This is a genomic window from Kosakonia sp. WA-90 (assembly GCF_039871955.1).
Classification (GTDB): Bacteria; Pseudomonadota; Gammaproteobacteria; order Enterobacterales; family Enterobacteriaceae; genus Kosakonia; species Kosakonia oryzendophytica.
This window is the reverse complement of record NZ_JBDPLJ010000012.1, coordinates 13,467-26,282: the sequence shown is the minus strand read 5'-3', so window position 1 is coordinate 26,282 and position 12,816 is coordinate 13,467. Positions and strand designations below refer to the sequence as shown.

Sequence of the window (12,816 nt, the reverse complement as noted above, 5' to 3'; positions counted from 1 at the left end):
CTGATAAATTGTTAAAGAGCAGTTGTGACGCGCTCTGGAGCGCTGTCACGAGGTGGCGTATATTACGCTTTCCTCTTTCAGAGTCAACCCTGAATTTCAGGATTTTTCTCTCTCGTTGTTTCGACTATCTCGTGAAGTGATTCACGTTGTCGTGTCAACGGAGGCGCATTATAGGGATCCCAATTTTAAGCACAAGTCTTTTTGCGATCTTTTTTTCTAAGTGCTGTTTTTTCATTCTTTCCGCTGCGATCCCGTACGATGTGTTCAAATAATGATATGTAAATGGCTTGCAGAAGATCTTTCTTCCGATCACAGTCATTATCTGGGTCAGTATTTGATGAGGTAATTATGTCTGCTGCTTTACGTCCATATAAAGATCTTTTCCCTCGCATTGGTCAACGAGTCATGGTCGATGCTACGAGTGTGGTCATTGGCGATGTCCGGATTGCTGATGATGTTGGGATCTGGCCGTTAGTCGTGATCCGGGGTGATGTGAATTATGTAGAGATAGGTGCGCGCAGCAATATTCAAGATGGCAGCGTTCTGCACGTCACACATAAATCATCATCTAATCCTGAAGGCGACCCGCTGATCATTGGTGAAGATGTTACTGTGGGACATAAAGTGATGTTACACGGTTGCACTATTGGTAATCGGGTTCTGGTCGGTATGGGATCGATTTTACTTGATGGTGCCATAATAGAAGATGACGTAATGATCGGGGCTGGCAGCCTGGTTCCCCAAAATAAGCGCCTGGAGAGTGGCTATCTTTATCTGGGAAGCCCGGTAAAACAAATCCGCCCCCTGAAGGAAGCGGAAATAGAAGGGCTGAAATACTCCGCAAATAACTATGTGAAGTGGAAAGACGAATACATTGATCAGGACAGCCAGACAACGCCCTGATCATCTTCTTCTTGCTGCCGAATACGTTGCTCAGCCTCCTCTTCTAAATCCCAGCGATATTCACGAAACAGCGCCAGATGCTCTTCTGGCGCTGCACTACCAAAACGTCGTGCCAGTACTTCACCTTTGATTGCACAGCTGAGTTGCATACCATTGACCAGCGCGGGGAAAAAGACCGCCTGCGCTGAGACATTCCACTCTTCGCGATCAGGAAACTGGATGGCCTGATTCATTTCGCCAGTTCCAGCTTCAGGGAGTTAATGACAGGTTCAACGTCAGGCAGTACACCATGCCACAACAGCACGGCATGGGCCGCTTGTCCCACCAGCATGCCCAGACCATCGGCACAATTCTTTGCGCCCAGCTTTTCGCACCAGGCAAGGAATGGCGTATTCCCCTTCTGATAAAACATGTCGTAGCAATATGTCTGAGGGTGAATGATGGCTTCCGGCAATGCGGGAATGTCTCCACCAATCCCGCTGGAAGTGGCATTGATAATAAGATCAAATGCATGGTCAGCCAGGTCATCCATGGCTACCGCATCAACACTCCCCGTATGGGCGAAGAGTCGAGCCAGCTCTTCTGCACGAGCCCCTGTGCGATTAGTAATGGTTACCGCGCAGTCCAATGAGAGCAAGGGAAGCAATACACCCCGCGCGGCGCCACCCGCACCGATCAGAAGAATGCGAAACCCCGGGCGGATAAATGCCAGACGTTCGAGATCGCTCAGCAGGCCAATTCCATCCGTGTTGTCTCCGAGTAAGCGGCCATCTTCTAGTCGCTTGAGTGTATTGACCGCCCCAGCAAGCGCAGCACGTTCGGTCAGTTCATCAGCGCGGGCAAAAGCTTCTTCTTTGAAAGGCACTGTAATATTGGCCCCTTTTCCGCCTCCGGCAAAAAAGGACTCCAGTGTATTCACAAAATCATTCACCGGCGCAAGCACACGACCATATTGATGATCAATACACAGTTGCGTAGCAAACTGCTGATGAATAAAAGGCGATTTGCTATGCGCGATGGGATTACCAAAAACTGCATAGGATTCCATATGATTACCCCTGACGGAAAAGTTCGCCGGTTAGAGCATCCCGGATTTCAGAAGGATTCTGTCGTCCTCCTGTTGGCGCATCAATGACCGGAAAATCCACGCCGAACTGATCAGCCACTTCTTTTGCAGTTCTGCAAGGTGGTAAGCCAGACAAATTAGCGCTGGTCGATACCAGCGGCTTGCCGTACGCCTCACACAGCGCAATGACATCCGGATGATTGGTAACGCGCACAGCCAACGAGTCGAAACGGCCTGTCAACCAACGAGGCGTCGTAGGCTTCGCCGGGAAGACAAAAGTCACCGGGCCGGGCCAACTGGCAAAAATCGTCTGACGCTGCGCATCGGTCAACATGCTGTCATCAATATAGGGTTTCAGTTGTTCAAAGCTTGCGGCAATCAGGATCAATCCTTTTTCAACCGAGCGTTGCTTCAGTTCAAGCAGGCGATGAACCGCGATTTCGCTGTCCGGGTCACAACCGACGCCGAAAACAGCTTCTGTTGGATATGCGATGACGTGTTCTTTATTCAAAACCTCTACCACCGCAGCGATTGGGTCTGTTGGCAGGTTATTCTTCACGAGTTTCTTCCGCCGTTACCGGCTGTCCACATTGTTTACTGGCGCAAAAGCATTTCACACCCTGCGCGGTTTTCTTTTCTATAAGTAGCGGGTAGCGGCACACAGGGCATTCGCCCGCCACTGGCTTGAAATTAATGACGAACTGGCAATCAGGATAGCGATCGCAGGAGTAGAAGGTCTTACCATATCGGGAGCGGCGCTGCACCAGATGCCCATTCTGACACTGAGGGCAGGTTATTGCCGTCTCGTCGGGTTTATCAATCAGCTCGGTATGTTCACACTCAGGATACTGGCTACAACCAATAAACATACCAAAACGCCCTTGACGCAGCACCATGGTGGCACCGCATTCAGGGCAAACATGCCCTTCCAGAACTTTAACGATATGTCCGTCCGCCTGGCTCTTCAGGGGGCGTACATAATCGCATTCCGGATAATGTGAGCATCCGAGAAACGGACCGTGTTTCCCGGAGCGAATAACAAGTTCAGCCCCGCATTGTGGGCAGGGCTCATTGTTACGCACCGAAAACAGTGCTGATTTGGCCATAACGACTCTTGAAGCTGCAAAAATGATTAGTGCAGCATACCTTCATTCACTTCAAAGAGTAATTCTTCCATTTGCTGGTATGCGTTCTCACATCCTGGAATATTGAAGAGCACCATCAGAATGACCCATTTCAGATCTTCCAGTTCGAACTCTGCCGTATCCAGCGCCAGCACACGTTCAATCACCATTTCTCGCGTTTCGAGGTTTAGCACCTGAATCTGCTCGAGGAATAATAAAAACCCCCGGCAACTGGCATCCAGCCTTTCGCACTCGTCCGCAGTATAAATACGCACAGAGAGCGGATCAGAAGCAAGCTGCATCGGTTCGACAAGGCCTTCCTGATAATCAGCCAGCTTTTCCAGCCAGAGAAGTGCATTGTAGATGTCTTCACGATCAAATCCGGCGTCGGTAAGATCCCGTTCCAGTTTGTCTTGATCCACACGCATTTCAACTTCGTTATGGATGTAAGTCTCAAACAAGTACATTAGTACGTCGAACATGGCTTGCCCTCCTCAATCGGACATAGCCGCCGGGTACAGCTGCGATCCATCCTGCTAACTCCAGTTCAAGCAATTGTGATGCAGTAACTGGCACAGGTTGGCCGGCACGTTCAGCGACGACGTCAACAGGTGTTACCTCATCTCCTACGTTAGCCAGGAGCTCAGGAAATGGCAATGCCGCGCTTTCTTGATCTGATGAATAAATTGTTTTTTCGCGTGATTCAGGTAGCCAATTGAGATCATTTTGCAAATTTTCGAGGATCTCTTCTGCCGATGTCACCGGTGTTGCTCCCTGCTTAATTAGCCAGTGGGGCCCTTCGCTGCCAGGGCTACCAATTGGCCCTGGCAGAGCAAACACTTCACGGCCTTGTTCAAGCGCAGCACGGGCAGTGACCAGGGAACCGCTGCGCACGGCAGCTTCGACGACGAGTACACCCAGGCTAAGCCCGCTAATAATCCTGTTGCGGCGAGGAAAATGCCCAGGCAAAGGCGGCGCCTGCAAAGGGAATTCTGACACAAGGGCTCCACCTCGCTCGATCAATTGTGCAGCCAGAGATGCATGCCGGCGCGGATGAATATGATGTAAACCATTCCCCAAAACAGCAATACTCTTGCCGTTCGCATCTAAAGCAGCACGATGAGCAACACTATCGATCCCTAATGCCAGCCCGCTGGTGATCGTTAACCCACTGGCTGCAAGCATCCCACAAAAGGTTCGCCCCCAACGTTCGCCATACCACGAGTGCGCCCGACTTCCGACGACCGCCAGTTGTTTTGTTTTTAGTACCGAAATCGTCCCCTTCACAAAGATCGCGCCAGGGTAATCATCCGTCGCGCGAAGTGACATGGGGTATGCCTCGTCACTGGCAAGAATTAAATGATGATCCGGTGCAGCAAGCCAGGAAAGGGTTCGCTCAATTTCACTCTGCGTGAGTGAAAAAAATCGTCGGGTCTGTGCTGCGGTCAAACCAATGTGTTGGAGTGCATCAGGTGTATATTCTTGATTCTGCGACAGCCATTGCTCCGTATTTAGCCATCGGTCGCCACACAAATCGCCAACCTGCATTAAACGCAGCCAAATCTCCGTGGGTGTCATCCTTCCTCCCTGCCACAAGCCGCCCCGCCAATCCTTGCGATTGGTCACTGATGCTGTCAATCGGAAGGGGATTTGTCTAGAATAGAGGTAATATTCTCACCAACTCCTGAACACGACTCTGGATATTTATGGCAGTTTTGCATGTGTTACATATTCCGGACGAGCGTCTTCGCAAAGTCGCTACGCCGGTAAAAGAAGTGAATGCGGACATTAAGCGTATCGTCGATGATATGTTTGAAACGATGTACGCAGAGGAAGGCATTGGCCTGGCTGCAACCCAGGTAGATATTCATCAGCGCATTATCGTTATCGATGTGTCAGAAAATCGCGATGAGCAACTGGTGCTGATTAACCCGGAACTGCTGGAAAAAAGCGGTGAAACAGGTATCGAAGAAGGCTGCCTGTCAATTCCGGAACAGCGCGCACTTGTTCCGCGTGCTGAGAAAGTAAAAATCCGCGCGCTCGATCGTGATGGAAAAACATTTGAGCTGGAGGCTGACGGCTTACTGGCGATCTGTATCCAGCATGAAATGGATCATCTGGTGGGCAAATTGTTTATCGATTATCTGTCGCCGATGAAACGCCAACGTATTCGTCAGAAAGTTGAAAAACTGGATCGCATGAACGCCCGTGCGTAATACGGGCTGAAGGGATAAACGTGTCAGAATCGTTACGTATTATTTTCGCCGGCACCCCGGACTTTGCAGCGCGTCATCTTGACGCGCTGCTGTCTTCTGAACATCAGATAGTCGGCGTGTTCACCCAACCCGACCGCCCTGCTGGCCGTGGAAAAAAACTGATGCCCAGCCCGGTTAAGGTATTGGCAGAAGAAAAAGGTCTGCCCGTGTTTCAGCCAGTATCGTTACGTGCTCAGGAAAACCAGCAACTGATCGCCAACCTTAACGCTGATGTGATGGTGGTGGTGGCCTATGGATTGATTCTCCCCAAATCCGTACTGGAAATGCCGCGTCTTGGCTGTATCAATGTTCATGGCTCATTGCTTCCACGCTGGCGCGGTGCCGCACCTATTCAGCGCTCATTATGGGCCGGCGATGCGGAAACTGGCGTTACCATCATGCAGATGGACGTTGGTCTTGATACCGGAGACATGTTGTACAAACTTTCCTGTCCTGTCACTGCCGAAGATACCAGTGCTACGCTGTACGATAAACTGGCTCAGCTCGGCCCTCAGGGGTTACTCGATACGTTGCAGCAGTTAGCGCAGGGACGTGCCGAGCCGCAAGTGCAGGATGAAGCGCTGGTCACCTATGCAGAAAAACTGAGCAAAGAAGAAGCGCGTATCGATTGGTCCTTGAGCGCGGCTCAATTGGAGCGATGCATTCGCGCTTTTAATCCGTGGCCGATGAGCTGGTTCGTGATTGACGAGCAGCCGATCAAAGTATGGAAAGCGTCAGTGATTCCGTCATCCACAACTGCGGTTCCTGGCACGATTCTCGAGACGTCGAAAGCCGGCATCCAGGTTGCAACGGCTGATGGCATATTGAACCTGGAATCGCTGCAGCCCGCAGGTAAAAAAGCCATGAGTGCGCAAGATCTTCTAAATTCGCGGCGGGAGTGGTTTGTTCCCGGCAATCTTCTGGCCTGATATTGATTTTGAGCCCGGTTCTGCCGGGCGTTTTTATTTTTATCCTTATGAAAAAACAATTCAATTTGCGCAGTATGGCCGCACAGGCCATCGAACAGGTAGTGGAACAAGGGCAATCGCTCAGCAATATTCTGCCGCCGTTACAACAAAAAGTATCCGATAAAGATAAAGCACTGCTGCAGGAACTGTGCTTTGGTGTGTTACGCGTATTACCACAGCTCGATTGGCTTATTAATAAGCTCATGTCGCGCCCGATGACCGGCAAACAACGCACGGTACATTACCTTATCATGGTTGGATTTTACCAACTGATGCATACCCGTATTCCTGCCCATGCTGCACTGGCAGAAACGGTTGAAGGCGCAGTGGCCATCAAACGGCCACAACTTAAGGGATTGATTAACGGCGTGTTACGCCAGTTTCAACGCCAACAAGAAGAGCTGCTGGCTGAGTTCGCCAGGAGCGAAAACAAGTACCTGTTCCCGACCTGGCTGCTAAAACGACTGCAAAAGGCATATCCACAGCAGTGGCAACATATTGTGGAGTCCAGCAATCAGCGTCCCCCCATGTGGCTGCGAGTAAATCGCCAGCACCATACACGCGATAGCTGGCTGGCGCTGCTGGAAGAAACAGGTCTGCACGGCTTCTCTCATCCTGACTATCCGGACGCCATACGCCTGGAAACTGCGGCGCCCGTTACTGCCTTGCCGGGGTTCGCAGAAGGATGGGTGACCGTACAAGATGCATCTGCGCAAGGGTGTATCCCGCTCCTTGCTCCTGAAAACGGCGAACGGATCCTCGATCTCTGCGCTGCACCAGGCGGTAAAACCACGCATATTCTTGAAGCTGCGCCGGATGCTGACGTACTTGCTGTGGATATTGATGAACAACGCTTGTCACGCGTTTATGACAACCTGAAACGGCTGGGTATGAAAGCGCAGGTGAAACAAGGTGACGGGCGTTTCCCGACCCAGTGGTGCGAAGATGAACAATTTGATCGCATTCTTCTGGATGCGCCATGCTCGGCAACCGGTGTTATTCGCCGCCATCCGGACATTAAGTGGTTGCGTCGTGAGCGCGATATCCCGGAACTTGTACAGCTTCAGTCCGAAATTCTGGATGCTATCTGGCCGCATCTGAAAACAGGCGGTACGCTGGTATACGCGACCTGCTCAATTCTGCCGGAAGAAAATAGTCTGCAGGTTGCTGCATTCTTAACCCGGACGCCGAATGCGAAGCTTATCCAGACAGGTTCGCTTGAGCAGCCCGGGCAGCAAAATCTGCCTGGCGCGGAAGAAGGCGATGGCTTCTTTTACGCTAAGATAATCAAACAGTGATGAGAGCAGCGGGTCACAACAGATGAAAATAATTATTCTGGGTGCGGGGCAAGTCGGCGGTACGCTGGCTGAAAACCTGGTCGGTGAGAATAACGATATTACCGTTGTCGATACCAATGGCGATCGCCTGCGCAGCCTGCAGGACAAATTCGATTTGCGTGTTGTACAAGGGCATGGTTCACATCCACGCGTGCTGCGCGAGGCAGGTGCCGATGATGCGGATATGTTGGTGGCGGTTACCAGCTCAGACGAAACTAATATGGTTGCCTGCCAGGTTGCCTACTCGCTGTTTAATACACCAAATCGCATCGCCCGAATCCGTTCGCCGGATTATGTTCGCGATGCGGATAAACTCTTCCATTCCGAGGCCGTGCCAATCGATCATCTGATTGCGCCCGAGCAACTTGTCATCGACAGTATTTATCGCCTGATAGAATATCCGGGCGCGCTGCAAGTGGTGAATTTTGCCGAAGGAAAAGTGAGCCTGGCCGTAGTTAAAGCCTATTATGGCGGTCCACTTGTCGGTAACGCACTGTCGACGATGCGCGAGCACATGCCACATATTGATACCCGTGTTGCCGCGATATTCCGCCACGATCGCCCTATTCGTCCCCAGGGGTCAACGATAGTGGAAGCAGGCGATGAAGTATTTTTTATTGCCGCATCACAGCATATACGCGCCGTAATGAGCGAATTACAACGCCTGGAAAAACCCTATAAACGCATTATGTTAGTTGGCGGCGGAAATATTGGCGCCGGTCTTGCGCATCGACTGGAAAAAGATTATAGCGTGAAGTTGATCGAACGCGATCAGCAGCGTGCTGCGGAACTGGCGGAGAAACTGCAAAATACCATTGTATTTTATGGTGACGCTTCAGATCAGGAATTACTGGCGGAAGAGCACATCGATCAAGTAGATCTCTTTATTGCCGTTACCAACGACGATGAAGCGAATATTATGTCCGCGATGCTTGCCAAACGCATGGGGGCAAAAAAAGTGATGGTGCTGATCCAGCGCCGCGCCTATGTCGATCTGGTACAGGGCAGTGTTATCGATATTGCAATCTCTCCTCAACAAGCGACTATTTCCGCGCTGCTTAGTCACGTACGCAAAGCAGATATTGTCGGTGTTTCTTCACTTCGTCGCGGTGTCGCTGAGGCAATTGAGGCGGTTGCCCACGGAGACGAAACCACTTCACGCGTTGTGGGTCGTGTGATTGACGATATCAAACTGCCGCCGGGCACAATTATTGGGGCTGTCGTGCGAGGCAATGATGTCATGATCGCCAATGATAATTTACGTATTGAACAAGGCGACCATGTAATCATGTTTTTAACCGATAAAAAATATATTACTGACGTTGAGCGTTTGTTCCAGCCTAGCCCGTTTTTCCTGTAATCATCCGGGCGCCGCTTAAGGCGCCTTTTTTTAATCCCTTTCTTTATCAGGGTTAAGAGATCCGGTGAGTTATTTCCACAAATGGAATTTGATCGGTATTTTGTTAGACTTACCGTGACAGCCTGCACATGGAGAGAGATATGAGCATTTTAAAAGAGTTCCGTGAATTCGCGATGCGCGGAAATGTTGTGGATTTAGCCGTCGGTGTGATCATCGGTGCAGCTTTCGGCAAAATAGTGTCGTCTTTGGTCGCTGACATCATCATGCCGCCGTTGGGATTATTAATTGGCGGGATCGATTTTAAATCGTTCGCACTGACATTGCGTGATGCGCAAGGCGATGTTCCCGCAGTCGTCATGCATTACGGTGTGTTTATCCAGAACATATTTGACTTTATTATTGTCGCCTTTGCTATTTTCATTGCGATTAAGCTGATCAATAAGCTGAAACGCAAGCAAGAAGAAGAGCCAAAGGCACCACCTGCACCGAGCAAAGAAGAGGTGCTGTTGAGCGAAATCCGCGATTTGCTGAAAGAGCAGAATAACCGGAGTTAAGCTGCAATAAGAAGGGCAGTGGTAAAGAAGCGATTCGCTTGTTTGCCACTGCCCTCCTGAAAACCTCGTTTTGAATGTTTGTTTTTACGCAGATAGCTTCCTTTCCCTTTCTTATTCTTCTCGACCCGTTGTCGGAACAGTGGGTCATGCAAGAGTGCCTCAATGGCGTTATCGTTGATCTGCCCCTTCGTATGCTGATAGCGACTCATAACTACTCCAGATTGTGTGTTTAAACGCGCGGAGTGTAGATCCCTCTGCGTAAAAGATCAACAGACAGGTGAACCGGTACCCGTACCTGCACTCGCTCCTTGTTCAAGCGCCTCAAGAATAGAACAATAAACACTGCTGTGCGCCGTACCACAGCAGGCATCATTTAGCTTCTGTAGCGATCGACGCATGGCTTGCAGCTCATCAATTCGTGCTTCGACTTCGCATAAACGGGACTGCACAATGCTTTTCGACTCCTGGCAAGTATGATGCTCGGGGTCAATACGGATAGATAACAATTCGCGAATGGACTCCAAAGTGAAACCCAACTGTCTGGCGTGACGAATAAATTTAAGGCGTTGCAGATCTTTATCCGTATAAAGACGAAAACCGCCTTCCGTACGCACTTCGTGATCCATCATCTCCTGTTTCTCGTAATAACGGATTGTATCTGGCGTAACGTCAGCCAGCTTTGCAATTTCACCGATGCGGTACATGGCTACTCCTCATTAATTTTATTCAGTAATTTCGTCGCGTACTCGCCACGCAGAAAGTCAGTGCTTAATCCAGCTTGCCGCAGTTTCAGCTCAATTAACGCTAGACGACGCTGCAGTTCATGGTGCTGTGGATGATCAGGCTGCACAGTATGGAGGAGGTCAGCTAACGCGACAGCTTCTTTGCGATACTCCAGCTCAGGAGGAATACAGCCTGCATTTTTCAGCAAGCGATATGCTGCACGCAACTCAGACGGAATATGTGAGTCGTCGTCCAGCGTAAGAGGCTCACCGTTACCCGGCAGATTATCAAACTCACCTTTTTGTTGGGCATCGATAATATGTCGTTCTGCCCACTGATCAAGCAACCACATTATTGGTCTCCAGAGGGATGAACAAAAAAGATACGTATATTGTAGGAAAGAGGTGGGGCAGAGGATATAAAAAAACCCGCCGAAGCGGGTCTTTTTACGTTACCACAGATTACTCTGCAGCAGCTTCTGCTTTCGGCTCGGCGCGATCAACCAGCTCGATGTAAGCCATCGGAGCATTGTCACCAGCACGGAAGCCACACTTCAGAATACGAGTGTAGCCACCTGCACGGCTCGCGAAACGCGGGCCCAGCTCGTTAAACAGTTTTGCCACGATCTCGTTATCACGAGTACGGGCGAATGCCAGACGACGATTAGCAACGCTATCAGTCTTGGCAAGAGTAATCAGCGGCTCAACTACGCGACGCAGCTCTTTGGCTTTCGGCAGAGTCGTCTTGATGATCTCATGACGAACCAAAGAACCTGCCATGTTACGGAACATGGCCTGGCGATGGCTGCTGTTGCGGTTCAGTTGACGACCACTCTTACGATGGCGCATGACCTTATCCTTCTCAGTAAAACCTTAACCTGTGATCCGGTTACTCGTCAGCAATGCTTGCCGGTGGCCAGTTTTCCAGGCGCATACCCAGAGACAGACCACGTGAAGCCAGCACGTCTTTAATCTCGGTAAGAGATTTTTTACCCAGGTTGGGCGTTTTCAGCAACTCAACCTCGGTACGCTGTACCAGATCACCGATATAGTGGATAGCTTCTGCCTTGAGGCAGTTAGCAGAGCGGACAGTCAATTCCAGATCGTCAACAGGGCGCAGCAGGATCGGATCGAATTCTGGTTTCTCTTCTTTGACTTCCGGCTGACGTACATCACGTAAGTCAACGAAAGCTTCCAGTTGTTCTGCCAGGATGGTTGCCGCACGACGAATCGCCTCTTCAGGATCGATTGTGCCATTGGTTTCCATTTCGATGACCAGCTTGTCCAGGTCGGTACGCTGTTCAACACGTGCTGCTTCAACATTGTAGGCAATACGCTCTACAGGGCTGTAGCACGCGTCAACCAGCAGGCGGCCGATCGGGCGCTCATCTTCTTCCGAATGAATTCGGGCAGACGCCGGCACATAACCACGACCGCGCTGAACTTTGATACGCATGCTAATGGATGCGTTTTCATCGGTCAGGTGGCAGATCACATGCTGCGGCTTGACGATTTCGACATCACCGTCGTGGGTGATATCGGCTGCGGTCACAGGGCCAATGCCAGATTTATTCAGAGTGAGAATAACATCATCTTTCCCCTGAACTCTCACCGCCAGCCCTTTCAGGTTGAGCAGGATTTCAAGGATATCTTCCTGAACGCCTTCTTTGGTGCTGTACTCATGAAGTACACCATCAATCTCAACCTCTGTCACCGCGCAACCCGGCATCGATGAGAGCAGAATACGGCGCAGTGCGTTACCCAGAGTATGGCCAAAGCCACGCTCTAAAGGCTCAAGGGTCACCTTGGCGTGCGTCGAACTCACTTGCTCGATATCTACCAGGCGCGGTTTTAGAAACTCTGTCACAGAACCCTGCATTGTGTCCTCTCTTTGGTACTAAGCTTTACTTGGAGTAAAGCTCGACGATCAGGTGTTCGTTAATGTCCGCAGACAGATCAGAACGCTCCGGCTTACGCTTGAACGTACCTTCCATCTTGCCAGCATCAACTTCCAGCCAGGTTGGCTTTTCACGCTGCTCAGCCAGCTCCAGAGCGGCTTTCACGCGAGATTGCTTTTTCGCTTTCTCACGAATGCTAACCACGTCATTCGGACTAACCTGGTAAGAAGCGATGTTAACAACACGACCGTTTACCATGATTGCTTTATGGCTAACCAACTGACGTGCTTCTGCACGAGTGGCGCCGAAGCCCATACGGTATACAACGTTGTCCAGACGACCTTCCAGCAGACCCAACAGGTTTTCACCGGTGTTGCCTTTCAGACGTGCTGCTTCTTTATAGTAGTTACGGAACTGACGCTCCAGCACACCGTAGATACGGCGAACTTTTTGCTTTTCACGCAACTGCACACCATAGTCAGACAGACGCGGTTTACGCGCACCGTGCTGGCCAGGAGCTTGTTCAATTTTACACTTGGTATCGATCGCGCGAACGCCAGACTTAAGGAACAGGTCTGTGCCCTCACGACGGCTCAGCTTGAGCTTAGGACCCAAATATCTTGCCATTT

Annotated in this window: 18 protein-coding genes; 6 read left to right on the top strand and 12 right to left on the bottom strand. The window is 50.6% G+C overall.

Annotated elements, in window-relative coordinates; translation table 11 throughout:
- Nucleotides 1-348 precede the first annotated feature (348 nt).
- Nucleotides 349-903 (top strand): gamma carbonic anhydrase family protein, encoded by a 555-nt coding sequence (locus ABGA49_RS15990; RefSeq protein WP_061492945.1) that lies wholly within the window; start codon nt 349-351, stop codon nt 901-903.
- Here the strand turns inward: ABGA49_RS15990 and ABGA49_RS15985 are convergent.
- The 6 genes from ABGA49_RS15985 to dprA are packed head-to-tail and all read right to left on the bottom strand — an operon-like array spanning nt 879 to nt 4,671.
- Nucleotides 879-1,136 (bottom strand): DUF1488 domain-containing protein, encoded by a 258-nt coding sequence (locus ABGA49_RS15985; protein ID WP_088237203.1) that lies wholly within the window; start codon nt 1,134-1,136, stop codon nt 879-881. The two genes, ABGA49_RS15990 and ABGA49_RS15985, sit on opposite strands and share 25 nt — an antisense overlap.
- Entirely contained in the window at nt 1,133-1,951 is an 819-nt protein-coding gene (gene aroE / locus ABGA49_RS15980) for a shikimate dehydrogenase (RefSeq protein WP_061492943.1), read from the bottom strand. Before aroE ends, ABGA49_RS15985 begins: the two co-directional genes overlap by 4 nt.
- A 4-nt stretch (nt 1,952-1,955) precedes the next feature.
- Entirely contained in the window at nt 1,956-2,528 is a 573-nt protein-coding gene (gene tsaC / locus ABGA49_RS15975) for an L-threonylcarbamoyladenylate synthase type 1 TsaC (protein WP_347665797.1), read from the bottom strand.
- The gene (locus ABGA49_RS15970) at nt 2,518-3,075 is read right to left on the bottom strand and encodes a topoisomerase DNA-binding C4 zinc finger domain-containing protein (RefSeq protein WP_347665796.1); all 558 of its coding nucleotides are present in this window, start codon (nt 3,073-3,075) and stop codon (nt 2,518-2,520) included. Before ABGA49_RS15970 ends, tsaC begins: the two co-directional genes overlap by 11 nt.
- A gap of 26 nt (nt 3,076-3,101) precedes the next feature.
- Nucleotides 3,102-3,575, bottom strand: coding sequence for a DUF494 family protein Smg (gene smg, locus ABGA49_RS15965; protein ID WP_061492940.1), 474 nt, complete (start codon nt 3,573-3,575; stop codon nt 3,102-3,104).
- Nucleotides 3,547-4,671: a DNA-protecting protein DprA gene (gene dprA, locus ABGA49_RS15960; protein WP_061492939.1), complete on the bottom strand. Its 1,125-nt coding sequence runs from the start codon at nt 4,669-4,671 to the stop codon at nt 3,547-3,549. The genes smg and dprA overlap by 29 nt, the downstream gene beginning before the upstream one ends.
- Before the next feature lie 128 nt (nt 4,672-4,799).
- Here dprA and def point away from each other — a divergent pair, with 128 nt between their 5' ends.
- From def to mscL, 5 genes are all read left to right on the top strand, one after another.
- Complete coding sequence (gene def, locus ABGA49_RS15955) at nt 4,800-5,309, top strand: peptide deformylase (protein WP_061492938.1); 510 nt, start codon at nt 4,800-4,802, stop codon at nt 5,307-5,309.
- Nucleotides 5,310-5,329: 20 nt separating this feature from the next.
- Nucleotides 5,330-6,277, top strand: coding sequence for a methionyl-tRNA formyltransferase (fmt, locus tag ABGA49_RS15950; RefSeq protein WP_088237206.1), 948 nt, complete (start codon nt 5,330-5,332; stop codon nt 6,275-6,277).
- 47 nt (nt 6,278-6,324) lie between these two features.
- Complete coding sequence (gene rsmB, locus ABGA49_RS15945; RefSeq protein ID WP_347665795.1) at nt 6,325-7,614, top strand: 16S rRNA (cytosine(967)-C(5))-methyltransferase RsmB; 1,290 nt, start codon at nt 6,325-6,327, stop codon at nt 7,612-7,614.
- A 22-nt stretch (nt 7,615-7,636) separates the two neighbouring features.
- Entirely contained in the window at nt 7,637-9,013 is a 1,377-nt protein-coding gene (gene trkA / locus ABGA49_RS15940; protein ID WP_088237207.1) for a Trk system potassium transporter TrkA, read from the top strand.
- A gap of 140 nt (nt 9,014-9,153) precedes the next feature.
- The gene (gene mscL, locus ABGA49_RS15935; protein ID WP_061492935.1) at nt 9,154-9,567 is read left to right on the top strand and encodes a large-conductance mechanosensitive channel protein MscL; all 414 of its coding nucleotides are present in this window, start codon (nt 9,154-9,156) and stop codon (nt 9,565-9,567) included.
- Here the strand turns inward: mscL and ABGA49_RS15930 are convergent.
- From ABGA49_RS15930 to rpsD, 6 genes are all read right to left on the bottom strand, one after another.
- On the bottom strand, nt 9,564-9,776 hold the full coding sequence (locus tag ABGA49_RS15930) for a ribosome alternative rescue factor ArfA (RefSeq protein WP_061492934.1): 213 nt from the start codon (nt 9,774-9,776) through the stop codon (nt 9,564-9,566). The genes mscL and ABGA49_RS15930 overlap by 4 nt on opposite strands.
- A 57-nt stretch (nt 9,777-9,833) precedes the next feature.
- Nucleotides 9,834-10,271, bottom strand: a complete 438-nt coding sequence (gene zntR, locus ABGA49_RS15925; RefSeq protein WP_347665794.1) for a Zn(2+)-responsive transcriptional regulator — start codon at nt 10,269-10,271, stop codon at nt 9,834-9,836.
- A 2-nt stretch (nt 10,272-10,273) separates the two neighbouring features.
- A complete protein-coding gene (locus ABGA49_RS15920) occupies nt 10,274-10,642 on the bottom strand; it encodes a DUF1992 domain-containing protein (RefSeq protein ID WP_061492932.1) in 369 nt (122 codons plus the stop codon).
- A 109-nt stretch (nt 10,643-10,751) separates the two neighbouring features.
- On the bottom strand, nt 10,752-11,138 hold the full coding sequence (rplQ, locus tag ABGA49_RS15915; RefSeq protein ID WP_002919206.1) for a 50S ribosomal protein L17: 387 nt from the start codon (nt 11,136-11,138) through the stop codon (nt 10,752-10,754).
- A 40-nt stretch (nt 11,139-11,178) separates the two neighbouring features.
- Nucleotides 11,179-12,168: a DNA-directed RNA polymerase subunit alpha gene (gene rpoA / locus ABGA49_RS15910; RefSeq protein WP_034461761.1), complete on the bottom strand. Its 990-nt coding sequence runs from the start codon at nt 12,166-12,168 to the stop codon at nt 11,179-11,181.
- A 25-nt stretch (nt 12,169-12,193) separates the two neighbouring features.
- Complete coding sequence (gene rpsD, locus ABGA49_RS15905; RefSeq protein ID WP_003031138.1) at nt 12,194-12,814, bottom strand: 30S ribosomal protein S4; 621 nt, start codon at nt 12,812-12,814, stop codon at nt 12,194-12,196.
- Nucleotides 12,815-12,816 lie beyond the last annotated feature (2 nt).

Excerpts from the sequence above, each read along its gene's own strand:
- smg (WP_061492940.1), bottom strand. The coding sequence starts at position 3,575 with ATGTTCGACGTACTAATGTACTTGTTTGAGACTTACATCCATAACGAA.
- ABGA49_RS15990 (WP_061492945.1), top strand. The coding sequence starts at position 349 with ATGTCTGCTGCTTTACGTCCATATAAAGATCTTTTCCCTCGCATTGGT.
- rpoA (WP_034461761.1), bottom strand. The coding sequence starts at position 12,168 with ATGCAGGGTTCTGTGACAGAGTTTCTAAAACCGCGCCTGGTAGATATC.
- rsmB (WP_347665795.1), top strand. The coding sequence starts at position 6,325 with ATGAAAAAACAATTCAATTTGCGCAGTATGGCCGCACAGGCCATCGAA.
- rpsD (WP_003031138.1), bottom strand. The coding sequence starts at position 12,814 with ATGGCAAGATATTTGGGTCCTAAGCTCAAGCTGAGCCGTCGTGAGGGC.
- ABGA49_RS15970 (WP_347665796.1), bottom strand. The coding sequence starts at position 3,075 with ATGGCCAAATCAGCACTGTTTTCGGTGCGTAACAATGAGCCCTGCCCA.
- def (WP_061492938.1), top strand. The coding sequence starts at position 4,800 with ATGGCAGTTTTGCATGTGTTACATATTCCGGACGAGCGTCTTCGCAAA.
- ABGA49_RS15930 (WP_061492934.1), bottom strand. The coding sequence starts at position 9,776 with ATGAGTCGCTATCAGCATACGAAGGGGCAGATCAACGATAACGCCATT.
- mscL (WP_061492935.1), top strand. The coding sequence starts at position 9,154 with ATGAGCATTTTAAAAGAGTTCCGTGAATTCGCGATGCGCGGAAATGTT.
- ABGA49_RS15985 (WP_088237203.1), bottom strand. The coding sequence starts at position 1,136 with ATGAATCAGGCCATCCAGTTTCCTGATCGCGAAGAGTGGAATGTCTCA.
- trkA (WP_088237207.1), top strand. The coding sequence starts at position 7,637 with ATGAAAATAATTATTCTGGGTGCGGGGCAAGTCGGCGGTACGCTGGCT.
- zntR (WP_347665794.1), bottom strand. The coding sequence starts at position 10,271 with ATGTACCGCATCGGTGAAATTGCAAAGCTGGCTGACGTTACGCCAGAT.
- rplQ (WP_002919206.1), bottom strand. The coding sequence starts at position 11,138 with ATGCGCCATCGTAAGAGTGGTCGTCAACTGAACCGCAACAGCAGCCAT.
- dprA (WP_061492939.1), bottom strand. The coding sequence starts at position 4,671 with ATGACACCCACGGAGATTTGGCTGCGTTTAATGCAGGTTGGCGATTTG.
- aroE (WP_061492943.1), bottom strand. The coding sequence starts at position 1,951 with ATGGAATCCTATGCAGTTTTTGGTAATCCCATCGCGCATAGCAAATCG.
- ABGA49_RS15920 (WP_061492932.1), bottom strand. The coding sequence starts at position 10,642 with ATGTGGTTGCTTGATCAGTGGGCAGAACGACATATTATCGATGCCCAA.